This window comes from Stenotrophomonas sp. FR012 (assembly GCF_047520565.2).
Taxonomy (GTDB): domain Bacteria; phylum Pseudomonadota; class Gammaproteobacteria; order Xanthomonadales; family Xanthomonadaceae; genus Stenotrophomonas; species Stenotrophomonas sepilia.
In genome coordinates this window covers 166,084-183,062 of the sequence record NZ_JAXBQL020000002.1, presented here as the reverse complement: position 1 = coordinate 183,062, position 16,979 = coordinate 166,084, and the positions used below count along the sequence as shown (strand labels likewise).

Genomic DNA, 16,979 nt, shown 5'->3' with positions numbered 1-16,979 from the left:
ACCGGAGCTTTGCCATGAAGATGAAGACCCTGGCCGCGCTTGCGCTGGCCACCCTGCCGCTGTCCTTCCAGGCCACCGCCGAGGACTGGTATCCCTCCGCCTACGGCGCCGACGACGAGATCGGCGCGGCCAACCTGCTGACCGCGGACGTGGTCAAGCACGCGGTCTCGCTGGTCAGGACCGGCAAGACCTATCCGCTGGCGGTGCCGGTGGACAAGAACCTGCCCGCGTTCCGCCACCGCAGCTTCCGCCTGTACAACGTGCAGGTCGGCCAGCAGGCTGGCAAGTCGCTGGGCCCCAACAGGTTCACCTTCAACGATGAACTGGTGAACGCCTGGACCGGCGTTGGCACCCAGCTCAACGGTATCGGCCATATCGGCATCGACAACGTCTACTACAACGGCAACAAGGCCGCCGACTTCGTCACCGTGGACGGGGTGCGCAAGCTCGGCGTCGAGAAGGTGCCGCCGATGGTCACCCGTGGCGTCGTGCTGGACATGACCGCGTACTACGGCAAGGCGATCGTGCCCGGCGGCACCGAGTTCACCGTGGCCGACATCCAGGCCGTGCTGAAGAAGCAGGGCCTGAGCCTGCGCAAGGGCGACGTGGTGCTGTTCAACACCGGCTGGCTGGAACTGATCGGCAAGGACGACAAACAGTTCCTGGAAGTGGAACCGGGCATCGGCATGGAGGCGGCGAAGTGGCTGGCCGACCAGGGCATCGTCGCCTTCGGTGGCGACACCTGGGCCTCGGAGGTCTACCCGAACCCGGACGGTGCCGAGGAGTTTCCGATCAACCAGTACATGCTGGCCAAGCGCGGCATCTACAACCTGGAGCTGATCGACAGCCGGGCGCTGGTGCGCGACAAGGCCTGGGAATTCCTGTTCGTGCTCGGCCAGCCGCTGTACGTCGGCTCGACCCAGGTGAACATCAACCCGGTGGCGATCCGATGAACACCGCCGCTGACCTTCCCGTGTTCGCCGGCCGCCGCTTCCGCGTCAGCTATGACGGCCTGGCCGCCGACAATGTCTACAGCGCCGATGGCCGCCACGTGCAGTACGCCATCGTCTCCGGCGCCCATGCCGGTGCGCAGGGCGAAGCCGCCTGCGAGTGGCAGCGGATCAGCGACGGGGTCTATGCCATTTCGTGGCAGGAAGCCGATGGCGCTACGGTCGTGCATGTCGACGATTTCGTGGGCGGGCGTTCGCTGGCCTGGTTCACCGCCACCGATGGCAGCTTCCATCGCATGCAGGGGCCGTTGGCAGCGCTGTGATGCCGGCCAGCGGCCGGCACTACCCCCTCCGGTCGGACAGCTTCGCGTACTGTGTCGGTAGAGCCGGCCGCTGGCCGGCATCCTCGAACGAGTCGAACACTCCGGCCACCCAGTCGATGAACACCCGAAACCGGGGCGACGGCGTGCGATTGCGCGGGTAGACCAGGCTCAACGGACTCGGCGTCGGCGGCGCCTCCGGCAGCAGCTCCACCAGCTGCCGGCGCGCGATATACGGGTCCATCCGGTAGCGCGGTGCCTGGATGATGCCCAGGCCCGCCAGCGCAGCGCCAAGGAACGCGTCCGCACCCGACACACGCACCCGCGCCGGCAGCGGCAGGTAGCGCACCTGCCCGCCCTGCTGGAACTCCAGCGGAATCAGCTGGCCGCTGGCGCTGGAGCGGTAGCCGACCATCTGGTGGCCGTCCTGCAGGGCATCGATGCTGCCCGGCACGCCCCTGGCCTGCACGTAGCCAGGCGAGGCGACCGTCACCTCGCGCAGCATCGTCAACCGGCGCGCCGCCAGATCGCTGTCGGCCAGCGTCCCGACCCGCAACGCCGCATCCACGCCTTCGCCCAGCAGGTCAACATAGCGGTCGCCTTCGCTGACCTCCAGTTCGATCTCGGGGTAGCGCTGCAGGAATTGCGGCAGGTGCGGGAACAGCAGGTGCCGGCCCAGCGTGCCATGCACTTCAATGCGCAACGGGCCGCGCGGCGGCGCGTCACGGAACGCGGCCTCCGCATCATCCATGTCGGCGATCAGACGCAGGCAACGGCCATAGAAGGCCTCGCCTTCCAGCGTTGGCACCACCCGCCGCGTGGTCCGGTGCAGCAGGCGCACGCCAAGCCGCTCTTCCAGTGCCTTGATCGCGTCGGTCACCGTGGCCCGTGGCAGGCCGAGGTCTTCGGAGGCCCGGGTGAAGCTGCGGCGCTCGACGATACGGACGAAGGCGCGCATGGCCGTGAAGCGATCCATTGTTCGGTGATCCGGATGATGTTGGCGGATTATGCAGGATTATCCGAACGGGCAATGTCGCGAAGATGGCTCTGCGCCACTCCGGCGTGCCCGACTGGAAGCCACCATGACCCTCTCCCCCGCCCGCCCTGTCGCCCTGGTCACCGGCGGCTCCCGTGGCATCGGCGCCGCCATTTCCCGCCGGCTCGCCGCCGATGGCCACGCTATCGCCATCAACTATTCAGGGCGCCGCGACGACGCCGAAGCGCTGGCGGCCGAACTCAACGCAGCCGGCGCACAGGCCATCGCGCTGCAGGCCGATGTCGCCGATCCGCAGGCGGTGCGGCAGCTGTTCGATGCCATCGAAGACCGCTTCGGCGGCATCGACGTGGTGGTCAACAGCGCGGGCGTACTGCAGCTGGCGCCGCTGGCCGACACCGACGACGCCCTGTTTGATCGGGTGATCGGCATCAACCTCAAGGGCGCCTTCAATGTGCTGCGCGAAAGTGCACGACGGGTGCGCGACGGTGGCCGGTTGATCACCCTGTCCACCAGCGTGGTCGGCATCCGGCTGGAGAACTACAGCGTGTACGCGGCCAGCAAGGCGGCGGTGGAAACGATGGGCGCGATCCTCAGCAAGGAGCTGCGCGGGCGCAACATCACCGTCAACGCGGTGGCGCCGGGCCCGACCGCCACCGACCTGTTCCTGGACGGCAAGTCACCGGAACTGATCGAGCGGTTGGCGAAGATGAATCCTCTGGAGCGGCTGGGTACGCCGGAAGACATCGCCGGCGCGGTGGCGTTCCTGGCCAGTGCCGATGGCGGATGGATCAACGGCCAGGTGCTGCGCGCCAACGGTGGGATGGTCTAGGTCGCGCGGACGGCATCCACGCATGGCGTGGATCTGCTTGGGAAACCGTGGCGGTTGATCGAATCCACGCAGGACGCGAAGCCGGTGTAGAGCCGAGCCCATGCTCGGCTGCTCTTCGCGCGAAGGCCAGATGCAGCCGAGCGCGGGCTCGGCGCTACCGTCAGGTCAGGCGCCATGGGCCTCGCGGCGCTGGTGTACCCAGTAGTACAGCGTGGGCAGTACCAGCAGGGTCAACAGCATCGCCGACAGCAGGCCGCCGATCACCACCACCGCCAGCGGCTTCTGCGCCTCGGCACCAATCGCATGCGAGGTGGCCATCGGCAGCAGGCCGAACATCGCCAGTAGTGCGGTCATCAGCACCGTGCGCAGGCGCTGCAGCGAACCTTGCACCACCGACTGCAGCAGGTCCATGCCCTGCTCGCGCAGCTGGGCGAAGCGACTGAGCATCACCACCCCGTTCAGCACTGCTTGCCCGAACAACGCGATGAAACCGATCGCCGCCGACACCGACAGCGGAATGCCGGTCAGCCACAGGGCCAGGATGCCGCCGATCATCGCCAGTGGCACGTTGGCCAGGATCAGCGCAGCGCTGCTGATGTCCTTGAAGGCATCGAACAGCAGCACGAAGATGATCAGCACCGACAGCGGAATCACCCAGCCCAGCCGCTCCATCGCACGCTGCTGGTTCTCGAACTCGCCAGACCACTCCAGCCGGTAGCCGTCCGGCAGCTGCACGCTGGCGTCCACGCGCTTGCGCATGTCGGCCACCACGCTGCCCATGTCGCGGCCGGCGATGAAGATGCTCACCGCCTTCACCCGCTGTGCGTTCTCACGCGAGATGTTGATCGCGCCACTGGCCATGCGGAACTCGGCCACGTCGGACAGCGTCACGGTGTGGCCATCGCCAATGCCCACCGGCACCGTGCGCAACCGTTGCAGGTCACGGTCGGCGTCGTCCAGGCGCAGCGTGATCGGGAACCTGCGGTCACCTTCCCACAGTTCACCAACCTGGCGCCCGCCCAGTGCGGTCTCGATCACCTCGTCGATGTCGCGCACATTCAGTCCATAGCGTGCCGCACGATCGCGGTCGATCTCGATCTGCAGCTGCGGCAATGAGCCGTCACGATCAATGAAGGCACTCTCTACGCCCTCCACGCCACGCACCTGCCCCAGGATCGCCTGCGCGTGCTGGTTCAGTACATCCAGGTCCGAGCCGCTGACCTTGATCACCACCTGGCCCTTGATCTGCGAGATGCTCTCCAGGATGTTGTCGCGCACCGGCTGCGAGATCGAGAACTCCGGCCCGGGAATCCGCTGCTCCAAGGTGCGCTGCAGATCGCTCACCAGCTGGCGCTTGTCCACGCCCTTCGGCCATTCCTTCTCAGGCTTCAACGCCACCAGCGCCTCGATCTGGTTGGCGCCCTTGGCATCGGATCCGTCTTCCGGGCGCCCCAACTTGGCCACCACGGTCGATACCTGCGGGAAAGTGCCGACCAGCTCACGGATGCGCCGCGACTGCTGCTGCGCCTCGGCCAGGCTGGTGCTCGGGTCGAGCGTGGCGGTCAACCAGATCGAGCCTTCGTCCAGCTCGGGCAGGAACTCCGAACCCAACCGGGTGCCCAATGCCAGCGTGCCGACCAGCAGCGCAACTGCGGTCAGTACCACCGCACGCGGGCGGGCCAATGCACGCTCCAGGATCGGCTTGTACCAGCCGGTCAGGCGGTCCATCAGCGGATTGCCATCGCGCATGCGGTCGCGGCGCAGCCACCAGTAGCAGAACAGTGGCACCACGGTCAGTGCGAGGATCAACGCACCGATCAACGCCGAGGTCACCGAGTACGCCATCGGCGCGAACATTCGGCCCTCCTGGCGCTGCAGGGTGAAGATCGGGATGTGTGCGGCGATGATGATCAGCATCGAGAAGAACGTTGGGCGCCCCACTTCGGAGGCTGCCGAGAGTACGGTAGAGAAGCGCGTCTTCCTGTCAGCGTTCGGCGGCAGCTTCGACAGCCGCGACACGATGTGTTCGGTCACGATCACCGCGCCATCGATGATGATGCCGAAGTCCATCGCACCCAGCGACAACAGGTTGGCCGGTACGCCCCACAGATGCAGGCCAAGGAAGGTCGACAGCAGGGCCAGCGGCATCATCGCCGCCACGATCAGCGCGGCGCGGGCGTTGTACAGGAACAGCCACAGCACCAGGAACACCAGCACTGCGCCTTCCAGCAGGTTGCGGAAGACGGTTTTCAGCGTGGTCGAGACCAGCCACGAGCGGTCGTAGAACGGCTCGATGCTGACACCGGCCGGAAGCTGGTTCGCTTCGATCTCGGCGATGCGCGCATGCAGGGCATCGAGCACGTCGGACGGGTTCTCGCCCTTGCGCATCAGCACCATGCCGAACACCGCATCGTCGTTGTCATCCTGGCCGACCAGGCCCTGCCGGGGCAGGCCGGTATCGGCGATGCCGGCCAGGTCGCGCACCAGGATCGGCGTGCCTCTGCGCTGCGCGACCACCACGTTGCCGATGTCGGCCGGCGAACGCATCAGACCGACGCCGCGGATCAGGAACTGCTGCTGGCCGCGTTCCACATAGCCGCCGCCCGCGTTCGAACTCCCCTTCTCCAGCGCCTCGGCGAACTCACCGAGGCTGATGCCGCGGTCACGCAGCTTGTCCAAATCCGGTTTGACCTGGAAGGTGCGCGCAAAGCCACCGAAGCTGATCACATCGGCCACTCCAGGAACGGTGCGCAGGCTACGCTCCATCGTCCATTCCTGCACGGTGCGCAGCTGGGTCGGGGTCAGGTGCGGGCCTTTCAGCACATAGCGGTAGATCTCGCCCACCGCCGAGCTCATCGCCTCCAGCTCCGGGGTCACCCCTTCTGGCAGCTCCACGCCCTGCAGGCGCTCCAGCACCTGCTGGCGTGCGAAGTAGTCATCGGCCTTGTCGTCGAAGGTCAGGATGATCATCGACAGGCCGAACTGGGTGTGCGAGAACACCCGCACCGAATGCGGAATGCCAGACAGCGCCACTTCCAGCGGCATCGTCACCTCGCGCTCGACCTCTTCGGCGGCACGGCCCGGGTGCAGCGACACCACCGTCACCTGGGTGTCGGACACATCCGGGAAGGCTTCCACCGGCAGCACGCGGAACGCGGCGATGCCAGCGCCGATGAACAGCAGCAGCGCCAGCATCACCATCAGCGGCTGGCGCAGGCAATAGGCAATCAGGCGATCGATCATGGCGCGGCGCGCCCCGTGCCGGTGCTGACGGCTGCCGGCGCGCTGTCCACCAGCTGTTGCAGCAGCAGGCCACCCTCGACGACCACTCTGCTGCCCGGCGCCAGGCCTTCACGCACCCACAGGCGGCCGTCACCCAGCTCCTCGGCGTGCACCGCGTGGCGCACGAAGCGGCCCTTGCCTTCCTCCACGAACACCACCTGCTTTCCGTCGATCAGCAACACCGCGGCGTCGGGCAGCGAGACACCGCCCTCGGACGGCAACGCCACCTGGGCGCGCACGTACTGCCCGGCCTTGAAGCCACGTGCGCGGTTGTCCAGCTCGGCACGCGCCTGCACCACCCGGCGTTCGCTGTCGATGAAGTCATCCACGTGCTGCAGGGTCGCCTGCAGCGGCTGTCCATCGGCGCCGGGCACGCTCACCTGCATGCCGGCCTTCAACCGCCCTGCCAGGCTTTCAGGAACATCCAGCAGCAGCCACAGGCGGTCCGGATCGCCGATCACTGCCAATGGCTGCTCGCTGTCGGGACTGACCGACATGCCCGGATTCATCCGCCGCTCCACCAGCACGCCATCGATGGGGGCGCGCAGCGGCAGGAGCTGGTCCACGCGCTGGCCATTGCCATAGGCCCGGGCGAATGCAGTCGCGCGCGCATGATCGGCCTGGCTGCCGGCAAAGCTCGCTTCGGCTTCATCCAGTTCACGGCCCGACGCCACACCCGCGGCGTGCAGCTCGCGGGTGCGCTCCAGCTCCTTGCGTGCCTGCTGCAGTTCGGCACGGCCACGCGCGCCCTCGGCCTGGGCCTGGCCGAACTCCGGCGAGGTGATCCAGGCGATCACCTGCCCTGCCTTCACTCTCTGCCCCGGCTGCGCCTCGATGCGCGCCACCTGACCCGGCAACGGCGTGCGCAGTGCACTGGAGCGTGTCTCGTCCCAGGCCACCCGGCCCGGCAGCTGCAGGCTGGCGCTGGCGCCGGCGGTCACCGCCTCGCTGCGCAGCACGTCCAGCTGGCGGCTGCCGGCTGGAAACTGGATCTGGCCGGCACTGACCTGCGGCGCGTCCTCGGTATACGACGCCGGTTCGCGGCCGCAGCCGCCCAGCAGGGCCAGCGCCAGCAGGGCCGGCAGCACGGCATGTCGCGCACGCAGGCGACGGGCGACGGTGGACTTCATCGGGACTCTCCTTCAACAACGGATGTGGCCGCTTCCCAGCGCGCCAGGGCAATGGCATGGTCGGCACGCGCTTCGATCAACGCGGCCTCGAATTCGCGCCAGCTGCGGCGCGCATCCAGCAGATCGGTCAGGCTGGCGGCGCCGCGCCGGTAGGCCAGTTCGATGCCCTGCACCGCCTTGCGCGCGGCGTCGGACTGCAGTCCTTCGTAGTCGCTGCGGCGCTGCGCGGCGGACTGCGCGCTGGCCTGCAGCAGGTCAAGTTCGGCGCGCGCTTCGCGCTGCAGCACCTGCAGTTCCAGCGCCGCACTATCACGGTCGGCCTCGGCACGCTGCATCGCGCCGCGTGCACGCGATGGGCCACCGAGTGGAATGGTCAACGACACGCCCCAGGTCACACCGCTGATGTCGGTCGGCTCGCGTTCGGCTTCCACACCCAGCTGGACATCGCGATGGCGCTCGCTGCGCGCCAGTGCTACACCGGCATCGGCCGCGGCCAGGCGCGAACGCGCTGCGCGCAGATCGGCACGCTGCTGCGGATCGAACGCGCGCGTTGCGGCAACGCCTGCGAGGTCCGGCCAGGGATCATCGGCGCTGAGGTCACCGCTGTCGTCACGCCCGAGCAGGAGGGCCAGCGCATGCCGTGCATCGCGCAGATCCAGGGCCGCCTCGCGCGCCGCGTCGGCCACCGCCAGGTCGTCCACCGCCAGCCGCGCGCGGTCGACCGGCGCCATCGCCCCGGTGGCAACCTGCTTGTCGGCTGCCGCCATCTGTTCGGCCGAACTCTGGCGGTTGGCCTCGGCAATCTGCACCCGCTCCTGCGCGCGCTTCAGGCCGAAGTAGGCCTCATGCAGCGCCACCTGCTGGCGACGCCGCGCATCGAGCATCTCCAGCCCGGCCACCTCCAGCAGCGCATCGGCCTGGCGGATACGCAACGCGCGCTTGCCACCGCGTTCCCAGGTCCAGCCCAGGCCCACGGTGCTGTCCATCCGCTTGTCCTGCCAGCGGCCCGGGCCGACGCCGTGCCTGGGGCTGAGCTTGCTGGTGCCGATCGACAGCTCGGTCGCTGGACGCAGCGCCGCCGTCTGCGCGTCGCCCTGCACGCCACGCAGCGCCAGTGCCGCCACACGCAGGTCCGGGTTGTGTGCTTCCATGGCGCGCTGCGCCTCCTGCAGGGAAAGTGCCGACGCCGCAGGTGCGCACAGGAGGGCGGCCAACACAGCCGCAAGGCAAGGGAAGAAGTTCATGCGCGTCACGGTAAGGTGACGCACTTGCGCCAAACTTGCCCCAACCTTGCACGAAGCTTGCAATGCGAATCCTGCTGATCGAAGACGACGCCGCCCTGGCCGATGGACTGATCCGTGCCCTGCAGGGCGCGGGTCATCTGTGCGACCACCTCTCGCGCGGGCTGCATGCACCCGCTGCACTGGCCAGCGCGCCATATGACGTGATGGTGCTCGACCTTTCATTGCCCGACGTCGATGGCCTCGACCTGCTCTCGCGCCTGCGCAACGACGGTGTCACCCTGCCGGTGCTGATCCTCACGGCGCGCGATGGCGTGGAGGACCGCATCCTCGGCCTCGACCGGGGTGGCGACGACTATCTCGCCAAGCCATTTGCACTGGGGGAACTGGAAGCCCGCCTGCGTGCGCTGTCGCGTCGCCGCAGCGACGCACCGGCGCAGAAGCGGTTGGGCCGTTTGTGCTTCGACAGCATCCGCAATGAGGCGCAGGTGGACGGCCAGCGCATCGAACTGACCGCCCGCGAGCTGTCGCTGGTCGAAGCACTGATGCAGCATCCCGGCCGCACCGTCACCAAGCAGCGCCTGTTCGACGCTTTGTACAGCTGGGACCACGAGGCCAGCTTGTCGGTGATCGAAGTGCATGTCAGTCGCCTGCGCCGCAAGCTGGAACACGCGCGTGCCGGCGTCGGCATCCGCATGCTGCGTGGCCTGGGTTATCGCCTGGAGGCCAGCGGTGACTGAGCGCGTGCACAGCCTGCGGAGCCTGCTGCTGCGCCGCCTGTGGCTGCCGCTGCTGGTGCTGCTGATGTGCAGCGCGGTGGGTTCCTTCGCGCTGGCGCGCTTCTACGCCGGTCAGGTCTATGACCGCTGGCTGCTGGACTCGGCGATGTCCCTGTCCGAGCTGGTGACGGTACAGGAGGGTCATGCATCAATCGAGATCACGCCCGCGGTGTCACGTATGTTCAGCTGGGACACCGCCGACGAAGTGCATGGCGAAGTGGTCGATGCTGCGGGTGGACGCTTGTATGGCGACTTGGCCGAAGCGCTGCCGCGCCCGGCCACCGCCGCATCAAGCGACGACGCGGTTTATTACGATGCGCGCCTGCGCGGGCAGCCGGTGCGCATGGTCGAAGTCCTCGTCAGTGCCGGACCGGGCCACGATATCCGGCTGCGCGTAGCCGAGACGCTGCGCAAGCGCCACCGGCTGGAGCGCAAGCTGCTGCTGACCAGCATCCCGTTCCAGGCTGCGATCCTCACGCTTGCCGCGTGGCTGGCCTGGTCCGGGACCGGCGCGGCCGCACGCCATGCCAACCAGGTGGCGCGGCGCTTGGCCAGCCCCCGCCCGGACCCACTGGCGCCCCTGGAACCCGCGCAGGAGGCGCCACGCGAGCTGTGGCCGGCGGTGGAGGCCTACAACGCGCTGTTGCAACGACTGGACGCCATGCAGGCCGCGCAACGGCGCTTCGTCAGCAATGCCGCGCACCAGCTGCGCACGCCGCTGGCGGCAATGCAGGTGGAGCTGGAGAGCTCACTCCGCCACCAGGATCCGCAGGCCCAGCAGCTGGCGTTGTCCGGCACGCTGGCCGGGCTGGCACGGCTGCAGCACCTGGTCAACCAGCTGCTGATGCTCAGCCGCTCGGAAGATCCACAGGGCAGCGCACTGCCGCTGCAGCCTCTGGATCTGGCCGCGCTGGCGCGTGGCGTGGTCGAGCGCTACGCTGACCGTGCGTTGGCTGCGGGCGTGGACCTGGGTTACGACGGACCCGACGACGGCGTGCAGCTACAGGGCGATGCGCAGTTGCTGCGCGAGGCGTTGGGCAACCTGCTGGACAACGCGCTGCGCTACGGCGCCACGCCCGGAGTCATCACCCTCGGCGTTCGGCAGGGAACCGACGGCGTGCAGGTATGGGTGGACGATGACGGCGCCGGCATCGCCGAAGCCGAACGCGCGCGCGTCACAGAACGCTTCTACCGGGCCAGCAGCGAGGGCGACGGCTGCGGGCTCGGACTGGCGATTGTGGCCGAGATCGCGCAACGGCATGGCGCGACCTTGATGATTGATACCGCCCCGATCGGCGGTGCGCGGGTGGGGTTGCGGTTCCGATGAGCGCTGTTGAACCGCCCTTGTAGAGCCGAGCCCATGCTCGGCTGCTCCTGGCACGATGCCTGAGCCGAGCATGGGCTCGGCTCCACAGGTTCCTGGTCACCCGTGAAGCGTGCCGACCAAGGTCGGCACCTACCGAGTGCGCGTCACCGGCTCATCGAATAGGGCGCCTGCGCGCCCTGCCCCGGCCAGTCCTTGTTCGGCTCGGCCTGCATGCTGAAGCGCAGTTCGCCACCGGCCAGGATCTCGTCGTGGCGCAGGAAGGTACGCTGCAGCGGCTTGCCGTTCAACGTCACGCTGCCCACATACGTGTGCGCGTCATCCAGCCCCTCGGCCACGATGGTGAACGTCTTGCCGTTCGGCAGACGAATCGCGGTCCTGGGCAGGAACGGACGGCCCAGGATGTACTCGCCCGAGCCCGGTGCCACCGGGTAGAAGCCCAGCGCGGTGAACACATACCACGCCGACATCTGGCCGACGTCATCGTTGCCGGCCAGGCCATCGGGACGGTCGGCATACTGGGTATCCATGATCTGCTTCAGCCGCGCCTGGGTGCGCCACGGCTGGCCGGCGTACGAATACAGGTAGGCCACGTGGTGGCTGGGCTCGTTGCCGTGCGCATACCAGCCGATCAGGCCGGTGATGTCTTCCATGTGCTCGAAGATCGATGGATCCACCTTGGCGTTGAACACCTCGTCCAGGCGCGCGAGCAGCTTGTCGCTGCCCCCGTGCGCGGCGGCCAGGCCAGCGACGTCCTGCGGCACGTACCACGAATACTGCCATGCGTTGCCCTCGGTATAGTCGGTGCCGTAGCCGCTGGCGCTGGGGTCGAAGGGCGTGCGGAAACTGCCATCGCGCTTGCGCGCGCGCATGAAGCCGGTGTCCTTGTCGAAGGCATTGCGCCAGTTGCCTGCGCGCTTGTCGAAGGTCGCCGCGATATCGGCCTTGCCCATGGCCTGCGCCATGCGTGCGATGGTCCAGTCGTCGAAGGCGTACTCCAGCGTCTTGCTGGCCGCTTCACCTTCCTCGTCGATCGGCACATAGCCCAGCTCACGGTACTGCGCGATGCCGTCGTAAGGGCCGTAATTGGCGGTCTCGACCATTGCCTTCAGCGCCTTGTCGGCATCGAAGCCACGAATGCCCTTCACGTAGGCATCGGCGATCACCGGCACGGCGTGGTAGCCGATCATGCACCAGTCCTCCAGGCCGTGGAACGACCACACCGGCAGCATGCCGTAGGGGCTGTGCTCGTGGTGGGCCAGCATGGAGTTGATGAAGTCGCTGTTGCGCTTTCCCGGCTGCACCAAGGTCAGCAGCGGGTGCAACGCGCGGTAGGTGTCCCACAGCGAGAACGTCGAATAGTGCGTGAAGCCATCGGCCTTGTGCACGGCATTGTCCGCGCCGCGGTACTGGCCATCGGCATCCATGAACAGCGTCGGCCCCAGCATCGTGTGGTACAGCGCGGTATAGGCACTGCGCCGCGCATGTTCCGGCGCGTCAATGTCCAGCACGGACAGTGCCTGCGTCCACTCCTGCTTCGCCTGTGCACGGACGCGGTCGAAATCGAAGTCGGCCACTTCCGCGTCGAGGTTGGCGATGGCACCGGCTTCACTGACCGGCGAGATCGCCACCTTCACCACCAGCGGTGCATCGAGCTTGCCGAAAGCGAACGTACCAACCAGCTGACGACCCTCGATCTGGGCGCGCTGTGCCGGGTCCTTTTCGCCCGGCGGCGGAAAGCCCTTGTAGACGATGTCCTGCTCGGTGTTGTGCAGCTCATGCCCGGCCAGCGGGCGTGAGAAGCGCATCGCAAAGTACAGCTGGCGGCCCGGCGCCCAGCCTCGGGTTTCGCGGAAGCCGGTCACCGTGCCATCGGCGCGCACCCGCACCCGCGACCACAGCACCTTGCCCGGGTAGTCGTACATGCTGGTACGCATGTCCAGCAGCACCTTGGCGTCGGTGCCCTTGGGGAAGGCGTAGCGATGCACGCCCACGCGCGCACTGGTGGTCAGCTCGGCACGCACCTTGTAGTCATCCAGGGTGACTGCGTAGTAGCCCGGCTCGGCCTTCTCGTCAGCGTGGCGGAACCGTGAGGCGTAACCGCTGCGCGGCTTCTCCGGATCGCCGCGCTCCAGCCCGGGATTGCCGGTGAACGGCATCAGCAGGACGTCACCCAGGTCCGAATGACCGGTGCCGGAAAAATGCGTATGCGAGAAACCGACGATGCTGCTGTCGTCATAGCGGTAGCCCGCCGCCCAGCCATAGGCCTTTTCACGCGGCTGGATACGCGTGTCCGGGCTGAGCTGGACCATGCCGAACGGCACCGTGGCGCCGGGGTAGGTGTGGCCCTCGCCACCGGTGCCGATGAACGGATCGACCGAGGCGTATGCCTTGTCGGCGGCGGTTCTGGCTGGGGCCGCACTGGCCAGGCCGGAAGCGAACATCGCCGTGGCGGCGACAGCGATCAGGAGACGACGGTCCAGCGTGGGCATCGGCATTTGGATCGATTCAGGTGGTGGTCAGAGAGTAGCACCGGCCCTGCCCTGTCGCATGCTGCAGTGCGGCCGCCGGAACCGGCACGATGATTTGCACATAATTGCATGGCCGGACGACGAATCGCCTCATAGGCTTCCGGCTTCCCGCTTCCAGATCGGTGCCAATACGGCAGTGGATGTCCACACATGCACTTCTGAAAGACCGCGCCTTCGGAGCGGGACAAAGCGAGACGAACCATCAATTGGTGCGCAGCGCCTCGATCTGCCCAGAATGGCGCCGCAGCGGACATCCCGCTGCCGGGATTGGAACCCCCGAAAAGAAGGACAGAGATAGCTCGTCGTAACTGCGGCGGGCGCTGCGTGTGGCCGTCAGGCCCTCCGGTTTTCTCTGTTCCTTCCGGGAGTTCCAAGCACGCATCGCCCGCCACCCTTGCGGTGGCCCTCGCTTCCCAAGGAGTTTCCGCATGAAACACACGCGTCCGCTCAGCCCGGCCATGGAATCGCTGTTCCAGCGTATCGAACATGCCCTCAACAGTGCCGAAGGCATGGCCATCCTCATCGGCGAGCAGTACGGCCCCGAGCCGAAGCCACCCGCACCGATGGGCTACAACGCCAAAGAGATCGCCGACGCGATGGTCATGCTGAGCCAGCATGGTCGGTCGTTGCTGCAGAAGCCGCGTGCGGAAGCGGAAAAGGTGACCTATCACTAGACCGCGACGCAGCCGAACCTGCTCGGCGCCGTGCGCACCGCACGCAGCGATTGCTGCCCTCAGCCCGGCAATGCGCCCTGCAAGGTGGCGAGGTCGGCGCTGTCGATCGGCCTCACCACCCGCGCCACCTCCTGGCCGTCATGCAACAGCACCACGGTGGGCCACAGTTTTACCTTGAAAGCACGCCCCAGCGGCTTTCCCTTGCCATCCTCGATCTTCCAATGCACCGGATCGTGGGCGTCGACAAACGCCTGGAGTGCGGGCTGCGCGGCCTGGCAGTGACCACACCAGGGTGCACCGAACTCGAGCAGCAGCCAGCCCGCCTGCGCGTCCACGTCCGCGCCAGCGGGCTCCGCCGCCAGGTAGTCACGCATGAACGGCATGCCGGTTACGCCGCCAACGCTTTCTGGATATCCGCCAGCGGGGCGTTTGTCAGGTCCTTGGCAATGTCGCCCAGCAGGCGGGCCTGGACCTCCTTGTGCAGCAGCGGGCGGATACGGCCCAGGGTGGTGGGGTCTGCCACCAGCACCAGGTGTGCAAAGCGGTTGTTGAGCGCATCTTCGTTCAACTGCTCCGCCACCTGCTTGGCGAACGTCGCCTCGTTGAGCTGCGAAATGGACATGTCTTTCGGCACCGCACCGGCCGGCCCCTGCCCGGAGACACCCTGCTCGCTGATGTCCTGCAGGCGCAGTTCGCCTTCCTGCTTCAACGCCAGTTGATGTTCGTTGCCGACGTTGGTGAACACGCGGGCCGAACCACCATCGGCGACGATGATCAGCGTACCTTCGGGAATGCGACGGGTCATGCGATGCTCCTTCTCGATTGCGTTCAGCGCTACCGTAGACAGCGTTGCGTGAGCGCTGCGGCCAGAGTTCGTTCAACGCATGTCATTGCACGCTGCGCGGATGAACAGGCGTGATGGAACACAGCGTGCAGATCAGGCCGCTTCTCTGCATGCTCACGCCGATGCCGTTATGATGAACGGATGATCGACATGACCCACTACGTGACGGGCGCACCTGTTACGTGGAAAGCACTGCCGACCGGCGCTTCGCTTGCCACGATGGCTCCCGCCCTGCCCTTCCACCGCCTCGCGCTGGATCCTGGCGGATGACGCCCGCAGGCGCTCTGGCCTGCCCTCCCTACGCTGCTGTGACCTCCGGCCGCTGACTGCGCGACCGCAGTGATCCTGTTGCTGCGTTTCCGCCGTTGCGGCGGTGCGTTGCCGTGCGCGTGGCGTCGTGCCTGCACACATTCCCCGGCCCCCACGCCACTCACCGATGCCCCTGCGCCACCTGCGCCTGCATCGCCGTTTCCGATTTCCGGGACCTAGCCCACCGTCTATTCACCTCTTCCACTTACAAGGGAGCCCCATGCAGGACACCCCCGAGGCACACGCCCATTTCGGCTGGTTCAAACGCCGCCGCCACCTGAAGGTCGATGAGATCACCGTCGTCGACAAGCCCATGCTCAAGCGCGCCGTCGGCGCGGCCGCACTTGGCAATGCCATGGAGTGGTTCGACTTCGGTGTCTACGGCTATCTGGCGGTCACCATCGGCCAGGTGTTCTTCCCCTCCAGCAATCCCACCGCGCAGGTGATCGCCGCGTTCGCCACGTTCACCGTAGCGTTCCTGGTACGGCCGCTGGGCGGCCTGGTGTTCGGCCCGCTGGGTGATCGCTACGGCCGCCAGAAAGTGCTGGCGTTCACCATGGTCCTGATGGCGCTGGGCACCTTTTCGATCGGCCTGATTCCCGCCTACGAGCGCATCGGCATCTGGGCACCGGTGCTGTTGCTGCTCGCACGCGTGGTGCAGGGCTTTTCCACCGGCGGTGAATATGGCGGCGCGGCGACCTTCATCGCCGAATACTCCACCGACCGCAACCGCGGCCTGATGGGCAGCTGGCTGGAGTTCGGCACGCTGGGCGGCTATATCGCCGGCGCCGGTACCGTGACCGCGCTGCACATGGTGTTGAGCAGCGAACAGATGCTGGACTGGGGCTGGCGCATTCCGTTCCTGGTGGCCGGCCCGCTGGGCCTGCTCGGCCTGTACATGCGCATGAAGCTGGAGGAAACCCCGGCGTTCCGCGCCTTCGCCGAGGAAGCCGAGAAGCGCGAGCACGACCGGCCCGGGCTGGGCGCGCTGTTCCATGTGCATGGCCGCCAGCTGCTGGTGTGCATGGGCCTGGTACTGGTGTTCAACGTGACCGACTACATGCTGCTGACCTACATGCCCAGCTACCTCAGCGTCACCATGGGCTATGCCGAGAGCAAGGGCCTGCTGCTGATCATCATCGTGATGCTGGTGATGATGCCGCTGAACATCGTCGGCGGATTGTTCAGTGACCGGCTGGGCCGCCGGCCGATGATCATTGGCGCCTGCATCGCGCTGCTGGTGCTGGCGGTGCCCTGCCTGCTGCTGGTGGGCAGCGGCAATGACGGACTGATCTTCCTGGGCCTGATGCTGCTGGGGCTGGCGCTCGTGTGCTTCACCAGCTCGATGCCGTCCACGCTGCCGGCGCTGTTCTACACCCCGGTGCGCTACAGCGCGCTGTCGATCGCCTTCAATGTGTCGGTGTCGCTGTTCGGTGGCACCACGCCGCTGGTGACCGCGTGGCTGGTGGAGCGTACCGGCGACCCGCTGGTGCCGGCCTATTACCTGATGGGCGCGGCGGTGATCGGCCTGGTGACCATGCTGTTCGTGAAGGAAACCGCCGGCCTGCCGCTGCGCGGTTCACCGCCGGCCGTCGGCAGCGACAAGGAAGCGGCCGCGCTGTTGAAGAGCGATGTGCCGGTGACGGTGGACCCGACCTTGCCGCCGCTGCCGGATGTTGCCGAGCCCGAGCAGGTGAAGCCTGCCTGAGGCCGGGTGCAGAATGCGATCCACGCATGGCGTGGATCGATGGGCCAAGTGGCGCCGGGTG

14 protein-coding genes are annotated in these 16,979 nt (G+C 67.2%); 7 read left to right on the top strand and 7 right to left on the bottom strand.

What is annotated here, in order from left to right; genetic code table 11:
- Window positions 1-14 precede the first annotated feature (14 nt).
- Window positions 15-953: a cyclase family protein gene (locus tag ACM0O9_RS04905; protein WP_111176457.1), complete on the top strand. Its 939-nt coding sequence runs from the start codon at window positions 15-17 to the stop codon at window positions 951-953.
- Window positions 950-1,273, top strand: coding sequence for a MoaF-related domain-containing protein (locus tag ACM0O9_RS04900; protein WP_065177703.1), 324 nt, complete (start codon window positions 950-952; stop codon window positions 1,271-1,273). Before ACM0O9_RS04905 ends, ACM0O9_RS04900 begins: the two co-directional genes overlap by 4 nt.
- 19 nt (window positions 1,274-1,292) lie before the next feature.
- On the opposite strand, the gene ACM0O9_RS04895 is transcribed toward ACM0O9_RS04900, so the two are convergent.
- Window positions 1,293-2,246, bottom strand: a complete 954-nt coding sequence (locus ACM0O9_RS04895) for a LysR family transcriptional regulator (protein WP_065186501.1) — start codon at window positions 2,244-2,246, stop codon at window positions 1,293-1,295.
- 106 nt (window positions 2,247-2,352) lie between these two features.
- Here ACM0O9_RS04895 and ACM0O9_RS04890 point away from each other — a divergent pair, with 106 nt between their 5' ends.
- Window positions 2,353-3,096 carry an SDR family oxidoreductase gene (locus tag ACM0O9_RS04890; RefSeq protein ID WP_188238535.1) on the top strand — a complete coding sequence of 248 codons (744 nt, stop codon included), beginning with the start codon at window positions 2,353-2,355 and terminating at the stop codon, window positions 3,094-3,096.
- Window positions 3,097-3,261: 165 nt separating this feature from the next.
- On the opposite strand, the gene ACM0O9_RS04885 is transcribed toward ACM0O9_RS04890, so the two are convergent.
- Genes ACM0O9_RS04885 through ACM0O9_RS04875 form a run of 3 tightly spaced genes read right to left on the bottom strand, consistent with a single transcriptional unit; the run spans window position 3,262 to window position 8,752 of the window.
- The gene (locus tag ACM0O9_RS04885) at window positions 3,262-6,339 is read right to left on the bottom strand and encodes an efflux RND transporter permease subunit (protein WP_414603984.1); all 3,078 of its coding nucleotides are present in this window, start codon (window positions 6,337-6,339) and stop codon (window positions 3,262-3,264) included.
- Window positions 6,336-7,508 (bottom strand): efflux RND transporter periplasmic adaptor subunit, encoded by a 1,173-nt coding sequence (locus tag ACM0O9_RS04880; protein ID WP_164092811.1) that lies wholly within the window; start codon window positions 7,506-7,508, stop codon window positions 6,336-6,338. The genes ACM0O9_RS04885 and ACM0O9_RS04880 overlap by 4 nt, the downstream gene beginning before the upstream one ends.
- On the bottom strand, window positions 7,505-8,752 hold the full coding sequence (locus ACM0O9_RS04875; protein ID WP_265329248.1) for a TolC family protein: 1,248 nt from the start codon (window positions 8,750-8,752) through the stop codon (window positions 7,505-7,507). Before ACM0O9_RS04875 ends, ACM0O9_RS04880 begins: the two co-directional genes overlap by 4 nt.
- A gap of 62 nt (window positions 8,753-8,814) precedes the next feature.
- Here ACM0O9_RS04875 and ACM0O9_RS04870 point away from each other — a divergent pair, with 62 nt between their 5' ends.
- Complete coding sequence (locus tag ACM0O9_RS04870; protein WP_065177697.1) at window positions 8,815-9,489, top strand: response regulator; 675 nt, start codon at window positions 8,815-8,817, stop codon at window positions 9,487-9,489.
- A complete protein-coding gene (locus ACM0O9_RS04865) occupies window positions 9,482-10,855 on the top strand; it encodes a sensor histidine kinase (protein ID WP_065177696.1) in 1,374 nt (457 codons plus the stop codon). Before ACM0O9_RS04870 ends, ACM0O9_RS04865 begins: the two co-directional genes overlap by 8 nt.
- A 143-nt stretch (window positions 10,856-10,998) precedes the next feature.
- On the opposite strand, the gene ACM0O9_RS04860 is transcribed toward ACM0O9_RS04865, so the two are convergent.
- A complete protein-coding gene (locus tag ACM0O9_RS04860; RefSeq protein ID WP_065186505.1) occupies window positions 10,999-13,350 on the bottom strand; it encodes a GH92 family glycosyl hydrolase in 2,352 nt (783 codons plus the stop codon).
- A gap of 461 nt (window positions 13,351-13,811) precedes the next feature.
- Between ACM0O9_RS04860 and ACM0O9_RS04855 the strand changes: the two genes are divergently transcribed.
- Window positions 13,812-14,057: a hypothetical protein gene (locus ACM0O9_RS04855; protein WP_065177694.1), complete on the top strand. Its 246-nt coding sequence runs from the start codon at window positions 13,812-13,814 to the stop codon at window positions 14,055-14,057.
- Window positions 14,058-14,116: 59 nt separating this feature from the next.
- Here ACM0O9_RS04855 and ACM0O9_RS04850 read toward each other — a convergent pair whose 3' ends face one another.
- Window positions 14,117-14,440, bottom strand: a complete 324-nt coding sequence (locus tag ACM0O9_RS04850; RefSeq protein WP_065186506.1) for a thioredoxin family protein — start codon at window positions 14,438-14,440, stop codon at window positions 14,117-14,119.
- A gap of 5 nt (window positions 14,441-14,445) precedes the next feature.
- Window positions 14,446-14,862: a host attachment family protein gene (locus tag ACM0O9_RS04845; RefSeq protein WP_065177692.1), complete on the bottom strand. Its 417-nt coding sequence runs from the start codon at window positions 14,860-14,862 to the stop codon at window positions 14,446-14,448.
- A 568-nt stretch (window positions 14,863-15,430) separates the two neighbouring features.
- Here ACM0O9_RS04845 and proP point away from each other — a divergent pair.
- The gene (gene proP, locus ACM0O9_RS04840) at window positions 15,431-16,918 is read left to right on the top strand and encodes a glycine betaine/L-proline transporter ProP (protein ID WP_235649221.1); all 1,488 of its coding nucleotides are present in this window, start codon (window positions 15,431-15,433) and stop codon (window positions 16,916-16,918) included.
- Window positions 16,919-16,979 lie beyond the last annotated feature (61 nt).

Excerpts from the sequence above, each read along its gene's own strand:
- ACM0O9_RS04905 (WP_111176457.1), top strand. The coding sequence starts at position 15 with ATGAAGATGAAGACCCTGGCCGCGCTTGCGCTGGCCACCCTGCCGCTG.
- ACM0O9_RS04900 (WP_065177703.1), top strand. The coding sequence starts at position 950 with ATGAACACCGCCGCTGACCTTCCCGTGTTCGCCGGCCGCCGCTTCCGC.
- ACM0O9_RS04895 (WP_065186501.1), bottom strand. The coding sequence starts at position 2,246 with ATGGATCGCTTCACGGCCATGCGCGCCTTCGTCCGTATCGTCGAGCGC.
- ACM0O9_RS04890 (WP_188238535.1), top strand. The coding sequence starts at position 2,353 with ATGACCCTCTCCCCCGCCCGCCCTGTCGCCCTGGTCACCGGCGGCTCC.
- ACM0O9_RS04885 (WP_414603984.1), bottom strand. The coding sequence starts at position 6,339 with ATGATCGATCGCCTGATTGCCTATTGCCTGCGCCAGCCGCTGATGGTG.
- ACM0O9_RS04880 (WP_164092811.1), bottom strand. The coding sequence starts at position 7,508 with ATGAAGTCCACCGTCGCCCGTCGCCTGCGTGCGCGACATGCCGTGCTG.
- ACM0O9_RS04875 (WP_265329248.1), bottom strand. The coding sequence starts at position 8,752 with ATGAACTTCTTCCCTTGCCTTGCGGCTGTGTTGGCCGCCCTCCTGTGC.
- ACM0O9_RS04870 (WP_065177697.1), top strand. The coding sequence starts at position 8,815 with ATGCGAATCCTGCTGATCGAAGACGACGCCGCCCTGGCCGATGGACTG.
- ACM0O9_RS04860 (WP_065186505.1), bottom strand. The coding sequence starts at position 13,350 with ATGCCGATGCCCACGCTGGACCGTCGTCTCCTGATCGCTGTCGCCGCC.
- ACM0O9_RS04855 (WP_065177694.1), top strand. The coding sequence starts at position 13,812 with ATGAAACACACGCGTCCGCTCAGCCCGGCCATGGAATCGCTGTTCCAG.
- ACM0O9_RS04850 (WP_065186506.1), bottom strand. The coding sequence starts at position 14,440 with ATGCCGTTCATGCGTGACTACCTGGCGGCGGAGCCCGCTGGCGCGGAC.
- ACM0O9_RS04845 (WP_065177692.1), bottom strand. The coding sequence starts at position 14,862 with ATGACCCGTCGCATTCCCGAAGGTACGCTGATCATCGTCGCCGATGGT.
- proP (WP_235649221.1), top strand. The coding sequence starts at position 15,431 with ATGCAGGACACCCCCGAGGCACACGCCCATTTCGGCTGGTTCAAACGC.